This is a genomic window from Sporofaciens sp. JLR.KK001, assembly GCF_036941055.1.
Classification (GTDB): domain Bacteria; phylum Bacillota; class Clostridia; order Lachnospirales; family Lachnospiraceae; genus Sporofaciens.
Genome location: NZ_JAYMNO010000001.1, coordinates 18,077 through 37,803 on the forward strand (window position 1 = coordinate 18,077; position 19,727 = coordinate 37,803).

At 47.0% G+C, this 19,727-nt stretch carries 20 protein-coding genes and 1 pseudogene; 11 read left to right on the top strand and 10 right to left on the bottom strand.

Annotated features, from left to right (window positions below; all coding sequences use genetic code 11):
* Positions 1-117: 117 nt before the first annotated feature.
* From VSQ62_RS00115 to VSQ62_RS00160, 10 genes and pseudogenes are all read right to left on the bottom strand, one after another.
* A complete protein-coding gene (locus tag VSQ62_RS00115; RefSeq protein ID WP_334632514.1) occupies positions 118-393 on the bottom strand; it encodes a hypothetical protein in 276 nt (91 codons plus the stop codon).
* 88 nt (positions 394-481) lie between these two features.
* Positions 482-844: a hypothetical protein gene (locus VSQ62_RS00120; RefSeq protein ID WP_334632516.1), complete on the bottom strand. Its 363-nt coding sequence runs from the start codon at positions 842-844 to the stop codon at positions 482-484.
* Positions 845-979: 135 nt separating this feature from the next.
* A complete protein-coding gene (locus tag VSQ62_RS00125) occupies positions 980-4,627 on the bottom strand; it encodes a VaFE repeat-containing surface-anchored protein (protein WP_334632518.1) in 3,648 nt (1,215 codons plus the stop codon).
* 279 nt (positions 4,628-4,906) lie between these two features.
* A pseudogene (locus VSQ62_RS00130) lies at positions 4,907-8,239 on the bottom strand (VirB4 family type IV secretion system protein).
* Positions 8,236-8,922, bottom strand: coding sequence for a DUF5038 domain-containing protein (locus VSQ62_RS00135; protein ID WP_334632520.1), 687 nt, complete (start codon positions 8,920-8,922; stop codon positions 8,236-8,238). The pseudogene VSQ62_RS00130 and the gene VSQ62_RS00135 overlap by 4 nt, the downstream one beginning before the upstream one ends.
* Positions 8,923-8,934: 12 nt before the next feature.
* Positions 8,935-10,443 (bottom strand): lysozyme family protein, encoded by a 1,509-nt coding sequence (locus VSQ62_RS00140; RefSeq protein ID WP_334632522.1) that lies wholly within the window; start codon positions 10,441-10,443, stop codon positions 8,935-8,937.
* 40 nt (positions 10,444-10,483) lie between these two features.
* Positions 10,484-10,783: a hypothetical protein gene (locus tag VSQ62_RS00145; RefSeq protein WP_334632524.1), complete on the bottom strand. Its 300-nt coding sequence runs from the start codon at positions 10,781-10,783 to the stop codon at positions 10,484-10,486.
* Positions 10,784-11,809, bottom strand: coding sequence for a hypothetical protein (locus VSQ62_RS00150; protein ID WP_334637529.1), 1,026 nt, complete (start codon positions 11,807-11,809; stop codon positions 10,784-10,786).
* 15 nt (positions 11,810-11,824) lie between these two features.
* The gene (locus VSQ62_RS00155) at positions 11,825-12,535 is read right to left on the bottom strand and encodes a hypothetical protein (RefSeq protein ID WP_125129181.1); all 711 of its coding nucleotides are present in this window, start codon (positions 12,533-12,535) and stop codon (positions 11,825-11,827) included.
* 21 nt (positions 12,536-12,556) lie between these two features.
* On the bottom strand, positions 12,557-12,973 hold the full coding sequence (locus VSQ62_RS00160) for a fimbrial protein (protein WP_502957701.1): 417 nt from the start codon (positions 12,971-12,973) through the stop codon (positions 12,557-12,559).
* 587 nt (positions 12,974-13,560) lie between these two features.
* Here VSQ62_RS00160 and VSQ62_RS00165 point away from each other — a divergent pair.
* From VSQ62_RS00165 to VSQ62_RS00215, 11 genes are all read left to right on the top strand, one after another.
* Positions 13,561-13,881 carry a helix-turn-helix domain-containing protein gene (locus VSQ62_RS00165; protein WP_334632526.1) on the top strand — a complete coding sequence of 107 codons (321 nt, stop codon included), beginning with the start codon at positions 13,561-13,563 and terminating at the stop codon, positions 13,879-13,881.
* Positions 13,882-14,041: 160 nt separating this feature from the next.
* A complete protein-coding gene (locus VSQ62_RS00170; protein ID WP_334632528.1) occupies positions 14,042-14,776 on the top strand; it encodes a hypothetical protein in 735 nt (244 codons plus the stop codon).
* 87 nt (positions 14,777-14,863) lie between these two features.
* Complete coding sequence (locus tag VSQ62_RS00175; protein WP_334632530.1) at positions 14,864-15,379, top strand: DUF434 domain-containing protein; 516 nt, start codon at positions 14,864-14,866, stop codon at positions 15,377-15,379.
* A gap of 66 nt (positions 15,380-15,445) precedes the next feature.
* Positions 15,446-15,880 carry an IS200/IS605 family transposase gene (gene tnpA, locus VSQ62_RS00180; protein ID WP_334632532.1) on the top strand — a complete coding sequence of 145 codons (435 nt, stop codon included), beginning with the start codon at positions 15,446-15,448 and terminating at the stop codon, positions 15,878-15,880.
* A gap of 85 nt (positions 15,881-15,965) precedes the next feature.
* Entirely contained in the window at positions 15,966-16,208 is a 243-nt protein-coding gene (locus VSQ62_RS00185) for a DUF5616 domain-containing protein (RefSeq protein ID WP_334632534.1), read from the top strand.
* A gap of 169 nt (positions 16,209-16,377) precedes the next feature.
* Entirely contained in the window at positions 16,378-16,785 is a 408-nt protein-coding gene (locus tag VSQ62_RS00190) for an iron chaperone (RefSeq protein ID WP_334632536.1), read from the top strand.
* Positions 16,782-17,162: a DUF5655 domain-containing protein gene (locus VSQ62_RS00195; RefSeq protein WP_334632538.1), complete on the top strand. Its 381-nt coding sequence runs from the start codon at positions 16,782-16,784 to the stop codon at positions 17,160-17,162. Before VSQ62_RS00190 ends, VSQ62_RS00195 begins: the two co-directional genes overlap by 4 nt.
* 43 nt (positions 17,163-17,205) lie before the next feature.
* Positions 17,206-17,928, top strand: a complete 723-nt coding sequence (locus VSQ62_RS00200; protein ID WP_334632540.1) for an AlkZ-related protein — start codon at positions 17,206-17,208, stop codon at positions 17,926-17,928.
* Positions 17,929-17,944: 16 nt separating this feature from the next.
* Positions 17,945-18,571 (top strand): DUF4317 family protein, encoded by a 627-nt coding sequence (locus VSQ62_RS00205; RefSeq protein ID WP_334632541.1) that lies wholly within the window; start codon positions 17,945-17,947, stop codon positions 18,569-18,571.
* A 27-nt stretch (positions 18,572-18,598) separates the two neighbouring features.
* Entirely contained in the window at positions 18,599-19,051 is a 453-nt protein-coding gene (locus VSQ62_RS00210; RefSeq protein ID WP_334632544.1) for a YaiI/YqxD family protein, read from the top strand.
* Positions 19,052-19,123: 72 nt separating this feature from the next.
* The gene (locus tag VSQ62_RS00215; protein ID WP_334632546.1) at positions 19,124-19,684 is read left to right on the top strand and encodes a GNAT family N-acetyltransferase; all 561 of its coding nucleotides are present in this window, start codon (positions 19,124-19,126) and stop codon (positions 19,682-19,684) included.
* Positions 19,685-19,727 lie beyond the last annotated feature (43 nt).

The window sequence follows — 19,727 nt, forward strand, 5'->3', positions numbered from 1 at the left end:
GCTTTTAAATGCGATTGTATGTAGGAAAGGGATTTTTGTCAGGTCCCAATCGCCTTATGATTTTCTTATCCTTCCTTGCCTGAAAATTTAACTTGCTAAAAAGCTTGCTGACCGCTATTATACCTCCGGATAAAATATCGCCTGAATCAGTGGAAACAGGCCGCTGTCTGTAAATCTTGGATAATTGACTGCGGTAAAGATAAATTTATCACAGAAATACCGGAGCAGGAACAAAATCACCAATATGATCCATACCCGGTAAAAGATATGCGTCCTTTTACTTCTCTCTTTGGAAGGAAAGAACCTGCAGTATAGGATAAAACACATGGGTATGAAGATTAAGCTGGTAAATGTCTGGTCAATGAGTTGTATGATGGTGGTAAGATTTCTCATAAGTCATCCCTCCGGTTTTTCTTTTCTCTATACGTGACAGGCAGAGAAAGTGCAACGGATCGATGTAAAAATAAATATATCTGCTTTATTACCAGTCATAGCAGTCCTTATTCTGGATGTCTAACAGTGCCATACAGGGACAGTCCGGAGAGAGGATCTTCTGTTCTTTTAGGAATTGTGCATACATATCCAGGAAGACAGAATCTTTAGATACTGCAAGGCATTCTGTGGGTTCCGGACGGCAGGCGAAAAGCATATTTGCATCCGGAAGAGGAAGAACCAGCGGGACGGCCCGGTGATCCGGGCAAAACAGGAATCCAGGCTGATTGCAGGAACTCTTTGCTCTGCAGTTGACACAATTAATATAAATACAGCGATGCCAGTTCCCGTCACAGGCATCTAAGAATCGGCGGATATGTTTGGCATCCGCGAGGCAGTGTGTTGTCTCCATATTTATCTCCAGATACAGGCAGCCAGTAAAAAGCTGCCTGTGTTGAAACAGATGTCGACAGATGCAGTTGTCAGTGATTCATCCTGAAGACTGCTAAATCTGCCGGCATAAAGTGAATGAGTTACCCTATCAAAATTACTTCTGATGCTTACGTCTCCAGTAGAAAACAAGCCCGCTGATAATGAGAAGAAGCAGAGAGCCTGCAGCAATACAGATGTATAGCAGGATCGGCGCATCATCCCCGGTTTTGACAGGAGAGGAAATGTCCGGTTCCTTTGGTTCGGTTGGCACTTCCGTCAGCTTCACGGTCTGGCTTTTGGACTTGATGTCCTCATGGCTGGTTACTTCCAACTCTCTCTCCTTGTCATCTTCCTTTACCGTAACAAAGAGTTTCTCAAAGACAACTACATCATGCCCTTTCAGTTCTGTCGCGTCAAAGGTAAAGGTAACATCCACGGAGCCGCTGGATTCTTCTGGTTTAAAAGTGGTTTCTGCAGTAACCGGCTTGCCGTCAATCAGGATTTCCTTGCCGGTTTCCTTATCCATTAAGGTTCCCACCAGGCGGTAGGAAGGGCCTCCGGCAACCAGATCCTTATATTTTACGGTATCTATGATCTGTGTTTCCTTCTCCGCTAGGGCTTCCTGATCGCCATCCTTACCATCCTTGGCGGTAGTGCCGATTTCAGGGATATAGATGCTCTGCGGCTCGGACTCAATATCTGCATGGACAGCAACTTCTTTTTCCTGATAGGTAAGTGATTCAAAAGCAACGACAGTTTTGCCTTTCAGGGCGCTTGCATCAAAGGTAAAGGAAAGCTCCACGCTTCCTTCCGTCGCTTCCGGTGTAAAGACAAGCTCCGAGGTAACCGTTTTTCCATCAACCAGCAGAAATTCGCCATTTTCCTGATCCATGAGGGTGCCGGTCAGCTTGTATTCTTTCCCTGGAACCAGACGCTGGTAGGTAACGGTATCTACAATCGTCAATTCTTTCTTTGCAGGCGCCATCTGGCTTCCGGTTTCCGGGCAGGCAGCTTTTGTGCCAATCTCCGGGAAGAACATCTGCTGATCTTTAAACTCCGGATCTGCATGCATCCCCACCTCTTTTTCTTCCTGGGTGACGGATTCATAGATGACCGTATTTTTCCCTTTCAGGGAACTTCCGTTAAATTCAAACACAACATCCACCGTACCCTCGCTGGCTTCCGGGGTAAATGTGGTCTGTGCAGTGATCGGAGTGTCGCCGTCTAAAAGAGGTTCTTCTGTCTCCGCATCCATCAGCCTTCCAGTAGCCACATATTCCAGATTTGGAACCAGTCCTTTGAAGAAAATGGTATCGGTAAGCTTCACCTTATCGTCCGCATTGGCGATATTTTCTTCGGTATCGGAGTCCTTCGCCTTCGTGCCGATTTCCGGGAATGAGATCTGCTGGTCTGTATCCTCTAAATCTGCATGGACAGCCAGCTTCTGCCCGCCCTGATGCAATTCCTCAAAAATGACCGTGGTTTTGCCTTCCAGAGAGGTTGCGTCAAACGTGAAGGTAACCTCTACGCTTCCGGAGGACATCTTCGCCGTAAACTCCGTTTCAGCAGTCACGGGCTTCTCATCAATCAGGATTGCTTCACCAGTTTCTGCATCCATCAGCGTGCCGATGACCTGATACTTCTGGCCTTTCTTTAATCCAGAATACTCCACAGTATCAATCAGCGTCACTTTCTTTTCCGGTTTGCTCATATGGGTTCCAGTATTCTTATCAAGGGCGGTGGTGCCGATCTCAATCTTGTCGTCAGTCAGCGTCCCTAAATCCACACTGACGGAATCCTTGTAAACGGTGATCTCGAACTTCAAGAGATCCATGCTCTCATTTGCTTTACAGCGCTGTTCTTCTATGGTGTAGGTATCATAAGGAAGCGCGCCCTTGGAATCATTTGGCTTGGATGTCCCAAACCAGATTCCGTCTTCGGAAGTCTTCCCCTGGTTGGTGTTGTGAGTGTGCTTATTCCATTTGGAAGCAGTGCTGGCGTAACCGTTTTTGTCGGTAACAATCGTGTGGCTTTCTCCGGTTGTAACAGAGGTGATAGAAAACGGGATATCAGAAAGCCGTTTCTGCTCTCCATCAGCGACCTTGACGAACTCTAGATCTCCGCGGATCACTTGGTTTGATATAGCAGCCTCTTCAGAAGTCAGATTCACAATCTCACCATTTTTTGTAATGTCAAATTCTACAGAGAGCTTACCTTCGTTCAGATAGCCTTCCGGAGCTTTGGTTTCATCTGCCCGGTAATGTCCGAAAGGAAGCGTATCTTTCTTTGTGGAGACAGATCCTTTGCTGTCTGTCGTCAGGCTCATAACCACCTGGTTCTTGGTATAAGTTTTGCCATCTACCACAACAGGATTTTCATTTAAGGACGTGATGGTAAATGTTGCATTTTCTAAGGTGGCGCCGCCCTGGGGCTCTGCCTTTTTTGTCTCAAAATCCCGTTTCTGAAGCTTCATGCCGCCCCGGCAGACCTGTTCTTCTACAGAAGAGGTGTTATAGCAGGATATGGTCTCTACTTTGCCGCCTGCTGTGATCTTCTGTACAAACACAGTATCATTGGCAAGATATCCGGTCGGAGCTTTTGTCTCCTGTACCGTTACGGTGCCAAGGGGGAGGCAGGGAGTTTTCCCATCCTTCTGGGTATAGAACTCATCTCCGGATACCAGATAATTTTTGGAAAACTTTATTTTCCCTTCGGAGTCCGTCTTGAAGATCCAGGTACGTGCAGGCTTTGCACCGCCAGCAGCCGGGTCTTTATCAGACTGCTCGGTATAAAATTTCACCGTAAACTGGGCCTCCGCTAAAGAAGCTTTGCCCTGCGGCTGTGCCGTTTTTAGCTCTTTATCAAGCTTCTGAAGCAGCAGATCCATCGGATTATTCTGAGGCACTTCCGTTACATTCAGGGAAGACGTCTTTTCTGGCTCTACTGTCACATTATGGGCAGTGACATCAATAATGTAGCCTTTGGAAGCTTTCAGCTCTTTGACGATGTAATTTCCGGATTCCAATTCACCGGATTTGGCGTAACCGTTCTGGTCGGTTGTCAGCTTTGCAACCATGTTTTCACCCTGATAAATGCCGTATTCCGCGCCTTTTAAGGAATAATTTCCATTCCCGTCAGAGACAGCCGCATTTGCGGAAGCCTTGTGAAGCTCTATGTAGCTGTAGGGAACCTGATACCAGCTTCCAACTAAGGTCTGGTCGTTATTGCCCGGAACGATGAAAGCCTTGAAGGTTGCCGGAGGATCAGCAAGTCCTTTGATGGCATTTGCTATTTCCACAGATTTATCAATATAATTCTGGGGCGCACCATGAAAAGCTCCGCTGTCTGAAGCATAACCTGCATAGATGTAGGCAACCACCAGATGGCCGATGACATAGGAATTATCATCCGACCATCCGCTAAGATACTGGTTTTTGACATGTTTGTCATAACCGTATCCGCCATTCAGGTAATATAATGCTTTCCGGATGGGAGAGTCATTGCTAAGCAGGGTGTAGGCATAGGTTCCGGATGAGGGCGTAGGCTGTAACGGCTCTACACAGTAGGCGGTGTTGCTGCCGTTAAAGGTCATTCTGGAAGTAGAATAGCTTCCGTATTTAATCTGAGAGCCGGCTTGGTACTGGATAGTGCCGTCCGCGGCATGGACAGGGACGCTGCCGGAGAGGCAGGTGCCTGCAGTGACAAGGACTGCCAGCAGAAATGCAGACAGCCGCTTTGTAAGGTGTTTTGCTTTTTGTAACATAGATTTCCTCCTTGAAAATAAAATTTGCCATCTCTATGGAATCCACAATTTGCAGATTTCACTTGTAAGAGGGCAAAGAAAAAAGCAGCCATATCAGCTGCTTCATCTACGGATTATTTAGTTGTATTGGTCGAAAGATGGTCCTTACCAGCTTTCCGTTCTTCATACGGCCATTCCTTCTCTATATCTGGCGGACCGCGGATCTTCCAGAGCTGCAAATGTTGTGCTGAAAAAGAATAGGATCTGTTTTTCTTTGTATTTGAATTTGTCCCCATAGGATTAACCTGCCTTCTGTTTCTGGCGTGCCAGAATCTCTAAAAGCTCTTGGCGGTCGGTGGTGATCAGTTCCTTTTCCAGTGCAGAAGCTTTAAACTCTACGGTGATGTTATTGTTGTTGGTTGAGATTAAGCCATTCCCCCTTTGAAAATGTGTAATGTTCATGACCTCTGTTTCAGAGAGATGAAGAATGTGCTTCACCCTCTGGGCTTCCTCATCCTCCATGTTCAGGATAATCTTGGTCTTGCAGTTATTGATGATCCCTTTTCCATATTTGCCGTCATCCAGAGCAAAGAAATCATTCAGATCTTGTGTAGCGAAGATTCCGGCTCCTGAGTAGGCGCGGATGATCTTGGCAATCTCCAGCACGAATTCCGCAGCCAGGCGGTTGCTGGACGCTCCGATTAACTGCCATACCTCATCCACGAAGATTGCTTTTTCCTCCGTCCGGTTCTCCTTCGCCTTGTCCCAGACATAATCCAGCGCAACGAACATGCCGACCGTTAAGAGGTCGCTGGAACCGGTCAGATCCGAGATATCCAGCACCGTATATTTATTGGTCAGGTCTACGTTGGTCTGCTGGTTGAAAGAGGATGCAGAGCCATGCACCAGGCGGTTCAGAATGTGTGCCAGCCGTCTTGTATCCCAGCTTTCCATCAGGATATCATAGACATCCTCCAGGATCGGCATCTCCTTATACTGGTCAGGGTGTTCCGGATCAAGCAGGGATTTGTTCTTATGGGTGATCCCTTTTTTGGCATAGGTTTTAATCAGCGCTTCGTCCAATAACTGCTTCTCCTCATGGTTCATATCCAGGATCAGCAGGCTGAAAAAGATATGCAGCTTCTGGATCTTGGAAGTAAGCGCCGAGGCATCCAGTGTTGGGCCGTCTAGCAGTTCATTGACGGAATTATCGACCTTCCGGATCTCCATGATATTGATACAGCTCCGGCTGGCCGGGGAGATTTGGATAAATTCTCCGCCCACATTCTTACAGGCGCGGTAGAACTCATGCCCCTTTAAAGGCGCGATGATGAATACCTGAATACTCTTCCTGCGCATCCGGAGCGCCATGGTCTGCATGGTAAAGGTCTTTCCGGCTCCGGAACAGCCCAGAATGCAGATATTGGAGTTCTTATACTGTTTGGAATCGAAGATATCCGCAATGACCAGCGAATTATTATGCTTATTGACTCCGAACAGGATACCGTTATCGTCGCAGATACTGTAGCTGGTAAATGGATAACAGCTTGCAGCCCCGGTGGTCAGCACGTTCCGTTTTGACAGCTCATAGAGCTTCTTATCTAACGAAGCAAGCGGCAGGGAAGAAAGGAATCCCTGTTCCTGCAGAAAATAACAGGAACGTAAGTCCATATCCTGGGAAATCAACAATTTCTTCATCTCCTGAATCCGCCACTGCAGTTCCTCCAGGTCTGACGCCGTAATGGTAATGAGCAGATTCATATAATAGAAGTCTTCATTGTTGGCAAGCCCGGTCTTTAGAAAATAGCCGGAACGGATCGCGGAGTCCAGGTCGTCAAAGTCCGAGTTGGTATCTGAAGCATCCTTGATCTTGGAACGGTTGATACGGATCTGCTGTCCCAGACGCTGCTGGATCTTATCCTTTGGCTGCTTATGCAGGTAGAAGTCAATATCAATTCCTTCCCCCGCGTTGATGAGGAGGGAGAGCCAGCCGGGAGTGACCTTATTCTTATAGCCGTCTGACGGAACCATGAGATACGTATGGTAAAGCCCGTTGATACGCGCATAATTGCTGTGTTTCAGATCCAGAGATTCCGGTGCGGTAAATGTATTACAGTGGATGGCATCCACATCTTTCCCTTCCGCCATGCGTTGTCCCAATACTTCGGTGATTCGTTCCGGGAGAGGTTTGTCGGTACATAATGTCCGGTTCAATAACGTATAAAGTACATCTGTGGTAAACTCATCCTCATTTTCGTGCGGGACTATATCGTTGCCGCACTGATAGAGAAAGGTCTTTGCCGTCTGCGCCGCCGTTTCGAGTGCCGCCAGGATTTCTTTTTCTTCTGTCTTCCGGTTTACATTGAACGGCTCATACTCAAAGATAAGAAAAAAGCGGCGGGATACCGCTTCCCTGGAGCTTAAATGCCGGACAAACTGAATATAGTCCCGTTGGAGTTCCCGGCATGCAGGGGTCAGATTTCCGTTCCAGCTCTCTTGCAGACTGCTCTAAGTGCCGGTTAATATCCGCTTTCTTGGAGATCATCTTAATCTGGAGCTTCACAGGGCTGATCTTTAAATAAGAAATAAAGCTGTAAATGATGCTCTGCTGTTCTCTGGCGCTTCTTAACAGGAAGTTGATAGGTTCAATCTCCAGGATCTTAACGTAACGGTGGTCAGTGGTATAGACGATACCGTTGGCAATCTTTTCGATGGGAAGGTAGTCCTCCAATGTCTGGTATTTTCGTTTCTTCTTTTTCGCTGGGGAGGAAGGCGGGCTGTCCGGATGTTTCTTCCGGTAGGCAGCCTCCTTCTTTGCTTCCTTTTCAAGCCGTGCGGCCTCCTGTTTTTCGTATTTCTCCCGCCGAAGAGTTTCTTTTTTCTCATACTTGGTCGTGCGGACGGCATCTTTCTTATTCTCCTTTCTCTGCCGTTCGCGTTCCGCTTTTTCTCTTTTGGCATCTTTTAGCGCCTGAGCCTGTGCTTTTTTGCCAGTTTACGCTCTACTTTCAGGATCCGGATGTCTTCCTTTGCCTGCTTTTTAATACCGCCACTGGTAGAAGTATCGAAGATACGGCGTTCCCGTTTTTTCTCTATTTTCCTGCGAGCAGCTTCTTTTTTTCGGGCCTTTCTGCTGGAAAATTTAGCTTCTTGAACTTCCCCGAAGTCCGATTGTGAATTTTGGCAGGCACTTTCTTCTGAGTTATCGTTGACATGATTCTTTTGTCTGTCAGTACCCTGCTTTGTATTTCCTCTGTTCTTTTTCCGTTTCTGGCTCTTTGTCTCCCGATCCCTTGCATGCCGTCTCCGTTTCCAGTAATCCGGCATGACATCGGAACGGTAGATGATCCTACGGTTTTTCACGAACCGGAGAGCATTCATCAAAAATGCAGTCAGGCTTTCCCCGCCAATTCCGATGAGGGCAACCATGGCAGCCGGAAGGGAAGTCATGCATAAGATAATGATTCGCGTGGTCAGCGACAGGGGCAGATGGACAACCGGAATCCCGATCCCGGCTGCAAGCACAGCCCCTTCAATGGCATTACGGATCTTGAACATCCCGCCCATGAAAGTACCGCGTTCCATAAAGTTGCGGGGGAGCAAAGCGACCTGCTGTTCTTCCGTGCTGCTCATGGCGTCACCTCCTCTGCATGGTTTGTGACATAGTTGATATTGGTACTTCCCGTATTGCCTGCTGTGTGACCGTCAGTTTCACCTGTGGTATAGGTTCCCACAGAATTTCCTGTATCACTACTTTCCGTATCTGCATAACCGCCTTCCTGCATGGCTTCAATCTCTTCCGTTGTTACGGAAGGAAGGGAATCATCTGTCTGGCGTGTATAAATACGCGTATATGCGGTGTCTGATGATGGGATCTGTCGCTTTTCCTCTCCGAATGAAAATGTACCATCCGCAGTAAGGCAGGTTACAGGAAGCTTGCTGCCATCTGATAAAGAAAACTGAAACAGGGTTTCCCCATTGGAGGGATAACTGGTCTCATCTGCAAGGAAGGTTGTGGACGTGATATTTATATATCCTGCTTCCTGTAAATAAGAAGCCATCTGTGCTTTTAAATCCTCTATCTTGATAAGGGGGAGAAAGGTCTCCAGATCTTCAAACCCCAGATACTGCAATCCAGGAGGAGAAGAAACTTCTTTTATCGGCGATGGTTTCTTTGTCTTTTCCGTAGTTGGAATCGGTTTCTTACCTTCTGGCTTTCTGGAATCCTGATCCCGATGCAGGGCTGGCAAAATAATGCCAACCGATACAAGTGCAGCCATCAGAAAAATGGATAGAATTAATTTTTTTCTGCTCATAGGTTCTCCTTTCTATTTTTTGTCAAAAATCCAGTATGCGTTAGATGTGGCATGGACTTCGGACATCATGTCAAATTCCCGGTTGATATAGTTCTTAGAAGCACTGTCGTTGGGATCGTTCACCAGAACCTTTCCATTGGCAGTGACTCCCCGGAGGACAATGAAATGCCCGCCGTTTGTAAATAATCCCGCCCGCTGCGAGCTGATGACGGGATGTCCCTCGGATAATGCTTTTAAAACAGCATTGGTATCCGTAGTCTGGGTAACGGAACCGCATCCGAAATGGGATGCCGCCGCCCCGAAATAAGACCAGTAGGTTCCAACGCCCGGTTTATAATAGGAATTCCCGCACCAGGAAACTGCATCTACCGGAGTTATGGTTGTCCCTGTCAGATAGCTTGCAATCATGGCAAAGCTGGTAGGGCCGCACCCACTGGAAGCAATGGATCCTCCGCCGTAAGGGATATTCCCGTAATCTGTCTGCAGGTAATGGGGAATCTGCATCCCGTTTGCCGGATAAGTGCCGCCTGTGGAAGTGACGATATAATAGCGAAGGACATGATCCACATACTCCTTATCGCCATAGACAGAATAATTCCAGCCCGGACGGGCACACATCATATCGGAGTATGCAATGGCATTTTCCTTGGTGTAGCCGCCATCCCTGGCCATCGCCCAGTCAATATAACCGGAGCCGTAATTATATCCCTGAAGCGCCAGCTTGATCCGGTCCAGGTCTGTCGGTCCGGTACACCCGGCTTTTGTGAGAACGTGCTTTAAAGCTTGGATCCCGCACTCAATGCTGTATTCCGGATCCGTAATGCTACCCGGTGAATGGGGATATTTCTGGTTATAGCCGCTTTCCGATGCCTGCATGACATCGGTTCCCCGTCCTCCGGATTCCTGCATCATGACTGCCAGGATCAATTCCACATACTGGCTCATGCCATATTTAGCGGCAATCCGTTCTACTGTTGCCCGGTAAGCCAGTACCTCCTCGGATACATTGGCAGTGGCAACCCCGGAAGCGGATGAGCCGAAAAAGAGTTCCAGATTCTCCGCATAAGCTTCAGCCAGCTCTTTCTGTTTGTCCGTCAGACGGAACACATGGTCTGCAAAATAGGTATCACCGGCATATTTCACAACATAATTGTGACGCGTAAATGTGACCGTTTTGGTCTGAGGTGCGGTGGAAGCGTTTCCGGCATTTGCGTCATCTCTGGTACTCACATTCCCAGATTCGCCTTCCGCACCTGCGTCAACCTCAACTTCCATGGTGACGGTCTCCGTTGAGACATCATAAGAAAAAAGATCATCCTTATTATCGCGGATGACCTTCTGAAGCTCTTTTATATTGATTTCCTTATAGCTTTCCCTGCTGGCACAGAACTGCGCGATCAGCAGGTTGGAATTGACAGAAATGGAAGAAGCATAGGGATCGGTAATGGATACGGTATCCCCTTCCGGAACCTTAGACGCTTCCTGCTGGATTTCCGCCAGCACCTCATCGTGGCATTCCATTAAGACCTCAACGATTGCCTGGTTTGCTTTCTGCAGGTTCTCATTGATCAGGGTGCCGCTGTTTAATACGCCGGAGTTCTCCGATAAATCCCCGAAGGTAAGTCCGGGAAAGCATGGTCAGGAACAATACCGGCAGCATCAGCGCCGCGGTAATGGCGACGACAGATTTTTTGATTTCTTCCTTATGTGAGAGAGCCATGCCGATTGCAGCGCCTGCAGCACCGCCAACTCCGCCTTTTACGGCTTTTGCAAATGAAGCCGCCCGTTTTAATTTAAGCAGGTCAGAGACAGCCGAGCCTACACCGGCTGCTTCAGATAAGCTGTTTTGCTGTTCTGCCAACTAAATGCGCTCCTTTCTCTGGGGAGCCTGCGGAAGCTTCTGGACAATGGATTCGTGGTAGGCAACTTTTCCATCCTCCGTTTCGTAAGGCGTCTTATTGACAGTGGGCTGGGCGTATTGCTTGTACCAGGTAGCGCCGTCAACCGACTGCACGGTATCGTAAGTCCCCGGTGTGGGAGCCAGATACTGGTCAGCGTGGTAGAGTGCAAAATCCCGGCTCCCGGAATCTGCAGTTGTTTCTGTCCCGGTGATCCGTCCGCCGCCAATCTCGATGTTGGTGTATGATGGGATTGGCTGGATGGGATCAGCCGGGTTCGTACCGCCACAATCGAAACCGGTCTGGTTTGTTCCATTATGGCCGGTATTTGTCTGATTTGCACCAGGCTGTATTGTACCCGCATTGATGCCCATATAGGAAATGAACGCTTTCTCTGCCTCTTCCCCTTTGATGGAGCCGACCTGGCTGTAAACTCCCTGGGCGATGTTGCTGATGACGTTGTTCGCGAAGTCCCCGCCCTTATTTAAGGAAGAGTGGTACATGGCGCTTCCGATACTGGAGTGTTCCGTATATCCAGTCACATGATTGACAGCGCTCCGTTCGGTCTGCCTTCCCACGGATCCGGCGAGCCCGCCAGACAGGAAATTTCCTCCTACGGCTGTATCACCCGGAGAACCGGATTTCCGGTATCCACTGCCTCCGCTGCTGCTACATCCCTTTAAGTGCATGGCTCCAGCCAAGCTTCTTCCGGCAATCAGAAGTTCCGCCATCATGTTTCCGCCTGTATTCCCCACGTTAATGCCGAGGCTTGCCATGAAGGAATCAATCTTCTGGCTGACCTTTAAAAAAGCAATGGCGCATAGGAACCAGATGAAGACATTTCCGGTTACAGCCTCTTTTCCCTGCTCTGCTACCGCCTGCTCGACATCGGCTTCCGTTAGCTCTGAGGCGAAGACCGGCATAGAATAAAGAAGTACCATACAGGCGACCAGCAGAATGATATACAATAGTTGTTTCTTATGTTTCATCATCTTCTCCTTTCATCAGATGGACAGCGGGTTCGCAAGAAAGGTGCCGACCATGGAGGTAAACAATCTTAAGCACCAGGCGTTCATTAGTAATAGGAAGAACTGCCCTCCCAGCATCCGGCACCAGCTCTTGAAAATATTTCCGGTGGACTGGGAGGCTCCAGTGGCAAAGGCGACCGGCGCTGTAAAAACCAGAACCCCAAGGAGGATATACCGTTCCGCCGCTTCAAAGAGGAGCTTGATGTAATTCCACGCCAGGATCAGGACCAGGATCAGAGCAATCAAAGCCACCGCCCCGTTTGCACAGACTCCTAAGATAACGGTAATGACTGAGTTAAAATCTGCAAACTTTAAGGAAGGCAGGTCATCGGTCAGAATCCAGCTGTAAGGCGTTCCGGCAATGTTTAAAAGCAGGTCCACAATATCCTTTGCATAAAAGGTCAGGAACAGGAAGAGGAAAGTCCGCATGGATAATTTCAGCGGATCCTCCGCCTCCACCCCTGCCCCTGCAAAATAATTTTTAAAGAGCTGCCAGACCCAGTTTAAAAGGATAAGCCCGATGGCCAGAGCCAGAAAGATCTGGTACATGCTCTCGGCTGCCGGGAAGTAACGGAGGAAGGTATCCATGGAACATCCCAGTGCGCCCAATACGGAAGTGGTGATGAGATCCAGGATATTCATGACCTGCTCTGCGATCCACTCTACGATTCCGTCTAAGATCTTCATGCGGATGCCTCCCTTCTTACCCTAGCCATTCCACTGACCGCCCGCAAAGAACGGAGTGATGTAGGCCATGATGAATCCAAGCCCGTTTAAGATTGCCCAGGTGATGATGATTCGCTTGAGCCATGCGCGGGACTCATCCACGGTCTTGCCGGATTTGGAGAAGTTCATCATGAGCAATGCGACAGATGCGGTCACAACGGCGGCGATGGTAGAGATCAGAACAATCTGGTTGTAAACGTCCTTCATGATCTCCTTTGCCTTGTCCCACACGTTTGCCGCCATGACCGGCTGTACGCTGCAGGCTAAGAGCGTAAATAACAGGGCCGCCGTATATAAATATTTCATGTAGTCGATATGGCGCTTTCCGCGCATACGGTGAAAACGCTTCATGAACGATTTTGGATTCGGCGGTGTTTCCTTGACTTTGTGTTGTCTCATATCAGTGTTGTCTCCTTATTCTGAATCAGGCAGGGAGACTTTGTGTCTGCCCTGCCTATGGGTAATGCCTGAGATCAGAATTCCTATAACCTGCCGTTCGATAAGGAACGGAAAGACTAACTGTCCTTATGAAAAGGATGGAATACCGATTCCAAGCAAGTTTCCTGCCTCTAGCCGGATTTCCCGGTAGTGCAGTGAATGCGTCACTGGCGTATTCTCCTGCATTTGTGATGAAAAAAAGCAGTCCGGTCAATACAGGCTGCTTCTTACGGTTTCATATGAAGTTGTAAGTCTTTTTTCACCTCCTGCAGCAAAAAACGCAGCCAATATCCAGGGATGAGGCAATGCCCTGATACTGCTGCGTTGTTTCTGCACATAATTTTGACAATATCAATTTTAACATATGACTTTTACGGTGTAAATCGCATAACTGTGCCAGTTTAAGAAATTATTGTGCCAATTTTGTATCAGTTCCAAAAGCGTTGTTACACGTTCTGATAGATACTGTTTGCTGGTTCCGGGAACAAATATACTGATAGAAATGGTATCCGCGCTTTTAGCGTTGGTAGGAAATGGAGGTCGAATAAATGCAGGGATTAGGGAAACGGATTCAGAAATGCCGGGAGGAGGCAGGAATGACACAGGAAGCGCTGGCAGAGCGTGTGGGGATCAGCTGGAATTACCTTGGAGCGATTGAACGGGAAGTGAAAACACCAAAACTGGAAACACTTGTACGAATCATTAATGTCCTGAAGGTATCGGCGGATGATGTGATGCTGGACGTGCTGCGTGTTGGGCGGAAGGCGCGGTGCACAAAGTTGGAGGAAAAGCTTCAGAGTCTTCCAAAAGAGAAACAGGATAAGATCCTGCGGATTCTGGATTTTCTAATAGAGGAAGAAAGCGAATAGCCTGTGTTTTGCAGGTTATTTTTATCTGAAGACAGTAGATACGCACTATAACACTGGAAATATATGGTAATATGGCAATATATGATGAAAATGCTGTTTGTGTTTGCTATACTGATTCTGATAGCGTTGGAACTATATCTATTAGAATTGTGGAGGGAGTATGAGCAGAAACAAGGCAGTATTTGGGATCGGCATCCTGTGTTTTACTGCAGGGATGTATTTTGGAGGAATTTTAGCAGAGGTTAAGAGACCGGAGTTTTCGGCTGAAGAACAGGAAACGAGGAGGACATGGGAAAGGCAGGAACAGCCTCCGGCAGACAGTACGCTGGAAAATCCGGAGGAATGTTATCTGTGCGGAAACCATAACCGGAGCCTGATGAGCATGTTCCGGGGAAGGGATGATTTGGGAGTAATCTGTGTCAATGACTGGTATGTGATGGATATGCAGATCCGGAATCTGGACGGAATGGGCGGAGGGGGTTCCGGATGGACCGTTGGTGCCGAAGGAGCCTGCAGCTTCCAGACAGACCGGAATCCGGAACGGGGAATCTCAGAAGTAATGGTGGAATATGGCGAGAACAGCATCTTTGACGTGAAGAAGGTGCAAAGCCATTTGTGCCAGACCTGTCTGGATAAGCTGCTAGAGGTTATGGAAAGCTATGGGGAGGTGGGGAAGGAATCCGGAGCAAGGGACGTATGCCTGATGGATTTTCAGACGCTGGAGCTTTACTCTCTGCAAGAACATTACATCTCCCATTACATACGGGATTATTATGTCCAGATTGATGGACTGGACGGAGAAGAACTGGAAGTCATCGGAATCTATGCACCGGTACTGGAGAATGGGGAACGGACGGCAGACGTTGCAAAGGAGCTGGAAAACAAGTATAATTGACCTATCTTGAAACTGTACGGAGTGTTACACTTGGAGTATTGGTTGTATTTGTAGGCCAGGGAATCGTCAGAAAGGGATAAGGGGATTATGAGCAGAAGGGGATATGCACCGGAGGATGAAAAGCAGTTTACCGGGAGAGAGTTGAAATTGCTGCAAAAAGCGGCAGATGAAGTTCAGTTTCTTTTAGACTGGGGATATGATGTCAAGCCTGTCACGACATTTGTGGGCAACCATTACATGTTTTCGGAGCGGCAGCGCCTGGCTCTGGCAAGGTCGGTGTCGGCAAAGGAATATATTCGGAAACGGATCCATAAGGAGTTGCTGCAGACAGGAAGGGAATATCTGCCGGAGACGGTGCACATAGATAGTTTTAATGCGATTATCACATTGGAAGTAGCATTGTCCGGCTCTCCTATTTTCTGCTGCAGGGACGGTGTGCTGCGGGATCTGGCCGGATTACGGGGGACATACCGCATCATTGATAAAACACAGGAAGCAGTCAGGCTGCTACTTGGACATCTGGAATTTCTGAATATTCTGGAAGCCGTTTTTTATTGTCTGTATAATGGGGTTAAAACCCTCGCCTTAAGGCGAAACCTTTAGGTCAACCCTATATCTTCAAGTTTAGAAAAGGGAAAAAATAGAGATACTAAACTTGAGGTGAAGAATATGCAGCATTATAGAAAATCGTCACATTGTACGTATGACATTAAGTATCATTTGGTGTGGATTACAAAGTACAGGAAACCTGTGATTACAGGGAAGATAGCAATACGGACAAGAGAACTGATCCGAATCATCTGTCAAAGTAATGATGTGGAAATTTTGGCAGGGCATGTAGGAGCAGACCATATCCATATGCTGGTATCTGCTCCACCGCACTTGTCTGCAAGCAAATTGGTACAATATATCAAAGGGAATACATCCAGAAAGTTGCAAATGGAATATAAGGATTTGAATAAGCAATTCTGGGGACAGCATTTGTGGGCAAGAGGATATTTTGTGGCAAGTAGTGGAAATGTGACGGATGAAATCATCAGAGAGTATATCAAAAACCAGGATTTGCAGGAGAAAAACAAATCAGATAACTTCGAGATTGGATAAAATTAAAGTACAAAAGCATAAAGAAGAGCACGGACAACTTCAGGCTGCTTTAGCAGCAAATCGAACCTACCGGCTTTAGCCGGTAGTGGTTCAGTTAGATGCGCCTGTATCTAATTCAGGCAGACTATCGGGATTAATCAGGGAGTGTTCCCATGAATATCATATATCTGTGCAGACACAGATCATCCCGGATGTGGATCGGGTTTTAGAACAGATGGAGGGTGTGATCAGCGGAGACGCTATTATTCTAAACCGCTGTAAGAGCTGGCTGAATATTATGCCGTTGGTTTTGGAGCAGATGGAATGTGTTTGGGAAATACAGCTCTGAGATACTTTATATTTCCACCATATTTTCTTTGCAGAAATGTTGGTCTGGAAAAAGTAATGCCTTTGATTGTGCAGGAAATCAGATATTTGGATAAGCTGATTGATGAGCTGACAAGGGAAAATCTATGGATAAAATCCTTCGCAGATGAGCAGGAAGTGAGGGGAATAAAATGTGGAAATGTCCAAAATGCGGCCGTACATTTAAGAATACAAATCAGGATCATTATTGCGGCGAGGCTCCAAAAACAATTGAAGAATATATAGAACGCCAGCCAGAGCAGGCACAGCCCTTTCTGTGGCAGGTAAACAACACAATAGCTTCCGCAATACCAGATGCGGCAGAAAAGATATCATGGAGTATGCCGACTTATTGGAAAAAACATAATCTGATACAGTTTGCTGCTTTTAAAAAGCACATAGGTTTGTATCCCGGCCCGGAAGCAGTGAATACATTTGCCGAGGGGCTTAAAGAATATAAGACAAGTAAAGGAGCCATACAGCTTCCGTATAATAAGCCCCTGCCGCTTGAATTAATTGGAGAGATTGCAAAATGGTGTGAAAAGGAGTATGGGCGATGATGGATCAGGATATTCTATATTTTTTTAATCAGCATATGGATTCGCTGCCGCTTTATGAAGCATTTGAAAGCAGTGTAAAAAAAGAGATTACGGATATACGGATAAAAGTCCAGAAGACACAGATATCCTTTTATAACAGACATTTGTTCGCATGCATTTCTTTCACAAAAGTCAGGAAGAAGAAAGACTGCCCGGACAACTACATTGTCATCACATTTGGACAGAATCATAAATTGGAATCATCAAGAATTGATGCGGCATCAGAGCCTTATCCGAACCGGTGGACACATCATGTTCTTGTATCCGATATAAATGAGATTGATGATGAACTGATGGGATGGATCAAAGAGGCGGCTGCCTTTTCTGATAAAAAGTAAATTCTGTAATACGCAGACAAGAAAAAATTAGGAGAAACAGGTTATGGCAGTGGAAAATGGAGTATGGACGATGTATGGCATGGACTGGGACGATCCATACCGGATTCGTTCCTGCAGGGAATTAATAAACTGGATCAATGAGATTGGCTTTCTGCCCTTCTTTAAAAATGAGATTGAAGGGTTCTCGGCAGAGGAGCATACCTCCAACCGTTACTGGTGGACAGGGAATAAAGAGCAGGATCCCTGGGAATGGCGTGAAATCATAGCGAGGAGCGGTGAAGTGGCATATGGGAAGTTCTTTCACAAAAAGGCGGGCTTTATTTCAAAAGAGTGGTTTCCCTATTTTGCAAATTACCGGAGAGACGGCTATGATTTTGATGCAAGATGGGAAGATGGGCTGACAAATATGCGTTGCAAGAAAATCATGGATGAATTCGAAAACCAGAAAGAATGGATGAGCCATGAGCTGAAAAAGCAGGCAGGATTTTATAAGGGCGGCGAAAAAAATTTCAGCGGTATAATTACTGAGCTTCAGATGCAGACCTATCTCGTCATCCGCGATTTCCGGCAGAAACGCAATAAGAAGGGCGCGGAATATGGTATGGCAGTATCCGTCTACATGACGCCGGAGGAATTGTGGGGATATGATCTGGTAACATCTGCATATAAAGAGACGCCGGAAGCATCCATGGCACGTATTTACAGACATGTGCAGGAACATTATCCGGACGCGACAGAAAAACAGATAAGGACTTTGATGAAATAAGAAGGAGGATACGGACTTGATTAACCGGGAAGACATGCTGGAACTGACCAGGCGGATGACGCCGACCCGGACATCCATAACAAGGGTTGCCGGGTGTTACATAGACCGGGAGGGGGAGTTTGACGGAAGCTTTAATACCAATTTCCTGAAGCTGTCCGGTTCCGACAGAGCCAGAAATCTGAAACTGGCAAAGACGGTGCCGTTTGCTGATACTAATAAGAATCTGAAGAAATATGAGTTTGCGCCGAAAGCGCAGAAACCGGGAAGCATGTGGCAGTTATTCATGGCCATGAAGGAATGCGGACTGAAGAATGACGCACTGATGGATACGTTTTATGATGTAGTGATGGAGCGTTACCATGCGGATTCAGAGTATGCCGTCCTAGTATTCCATGACCGCTATGACATTCCGGCGAAGGCATTAGATAAAGAGCGGCTGGGAGAATCGGAGGAAGTGTTTGAATACCTGATCTGCGTAATCTGCCCGCTTTCCGGGGAATATGAGCCGGGAGAACCGGAATGTGGATTCCTGTTTCCGGCATTTACAGACCGGTGCGGGGATCTGAACCATGTAAATGTCTATCAGAAGAATCCTGACAGGCCGCATATGGAATTAATAAGGGAGATTCTAGGGGCAGAATAAATGGATATGACTGGAGAAGATACTCATATGAAGATATTAGTAGATGCAGATGCCTGCCCGGTTGTTCCTATTGTGGAGCATATGGCAGAAAAATATGGGATACCTGTAATCCTTCTGTGTGATACAAACCATGTACTGCAGTCTGAGTACAGTGAAGTCAAAGTGATAGGAGTCGGTGCGGATGCAGTGGATTTTGCACTGGTTGGCCTATGTCAGAAGGGAGATCTGGTGGTAACGCAGGATTATGGGGTGGCAGCTATGATTCTGGGGAAAGGAGCTTATGGAATCCATCAGAGCGGAAAATGGTATACGGATGAGAATATCGACCGCATGCTCATGGAACGGCATATCAGCAAGAAAATGCGGCGCTCAAAATCAAAACATCATCTGAGAGGGCCTGCAAAGCGGACAGCAGAGGATGATGCAAAATTTGAAGAGTCACTGGAACAGATGATTCAGAAAATAAACTTTATAGGATAAAAATGATGCTTGAAAGGTATAAAGAATACGGATTTATGGAATGATAAATCATTGTCTGTAAAGGGGGATATCATGGTCATTGAAACAGAAAGACTGCTTTTGCGCCCATTTCTTGAAGGCGATGCCGCAGATGTATTTGAATATTTAAAAGAGCCTATGGTAAATTGTTTTGCCTGTATGAAGCTGGAATCGCTTGAGGAGGCAAGGGCAGAAATGAAGAACCGCATTGGAGAGACAGAATATTATTTTGCCATTGTACTAAAAGAGACCGGAAAAGTTATCGGTAAGATAGACGCATATCCTGAACATGCTGAACCTCATGACCAGGAAGGAGATTCGCCGCTTGATACGTTCAGTCCATGCTGGATGCTGAATAAAACGTACCATGGCGAAGGATATGCATATGAGGCTGCCCACGCTTTCTTCGACTATCTGTTCAGGGAAAAAGGGGCAAGACGTATATATGCCTATACGGAGGATTATAATATTTCGAGCCAGCGCCTTTGCGAAAAGCTTGGTATGCGCCGGGAAGGTTTGTTTATGGAATTTGTATCCTTTGTCAATAATCCTGACGGTACACCGCGCTATGAAAATACATATCAGTATGCTATTTTGAAGAAAGAGTGGCACTGACAATTACCGTTTTTGAGAATGCAAAAGGGGACTTGAAAATTCC

Coding starts and splice junctions, on each gene's coding strand:
- VSQ62_RS00115 (WP_334632514.1), bottom strand. CDS start 393: ATGAGAAATCTTACCACCATCATACAACTCATTGACCAGACATTTACC.
- VSQ62_RS00120 (WP_334632516.1), bottom strand. CDS start 844: ATGGAGACAACACACTGCCTCGCGGATGCCAAACATATCCGCCGATTC.
- VSQ62_RS00125 (WP_334632518.1), bottom strand. CDS start 4,627: ATGTTACAAAAAGCAAAACACCTTACAAAGCGGCTGTCTGCATTTCTG.
- VSQ62_RS00135 (WP_334632520.1), bottom strand. CDS start 8,922: ATGAGCAGAAAAAAATTAATTCTATCCATTTTTCTGATGGCTGCACTT.
- VSQ62_RS00140 (WP_334632522.1), bottom strand. CDS start 10,443: ATGGAATGCCACGATGAGGTGCTGGCGGAAATCCAGCAGGAAGCGTCT.
- VSQ62_RS00150 (WP_334637529.1), bottom strand. CDS start 11,809: ATGAAACATAAGAAACAACTATTGTATATCATTCTGCTGGTCGCCTGT.
- VSQ62_RS00155 (WP_125129181.1), bottom strand. CDS start 12,535: ATGAAGATCTTAGACGGAATCGTAGAGTGGATCGCAGAGCAGGTCATG.
- VSQ62_RS00160 (WP_502957701.1), bottom strand. CDS start 12,973: ATGAGACAACACAAAGTCAAGGAAACACCGCCGAATCCAAAATCGTTC.
- VSQ62_RS00165 (WP_334632526.1), top strand. CDS start 13,561: ATGCAGGGATTAGGGAAACGGATTCAGAAATGCCGGGAGGAGGCAGGA.
- VSQ62_RS00170 (WP_334632528.1), top strand. CDS start 14,042: ATGAGCAGAAACAAGGCAGTATTTGGGATCGGCATCCTGTGTTTTACT.
- VSQ62_RS00175 (WP_334632530.1), top strand. CDS start 14,864: ATGAGCAGAAGGGGATATGCACCGGAGGATGAAAAGCAGTTTACCGGG.
- tnpA (WP_334632532.1), top strand. CDS start 15,446: ATGCAGCATTATAGAAAATCGTCACATTGTACGTATGACATTAAGTAT.
- VSQ62_RS00190 (WP_334632536.1), top strand. CDS start 16,378: ATGTGGAAATGTCCAAAATGCGGCCGTACATTTAAGAATACAAATCAG.
- VSQ62_RS00195 (WP_334632538.1), top strand. CDS start 16,782: ATGATGGATCAGGATATTCTATATTTTTTTAATCAGCATATGGATTCG.
- VSQ62_RS00200 (WP_334632540.1), top strand. CDS start 17,206: ATGGCAGTGGAAAATGGAGTATGGACGATGTATGGCATGGACTGGGAC.
- VSQ62_RS00210 (WP_334632544.1), top strand. CDS start 18,599: ATGAAGATATTAGTAGATGCAGATGCCTGCCCGGTTGTTCCTATTGTG.
- VSQ62_RS00215 (WP_334632546.1), top strand. CDS start 19,124: ATGGTCATTGAAACAGAAAGACTGCTTTTGCGCCCATTTCTTGAAGGC.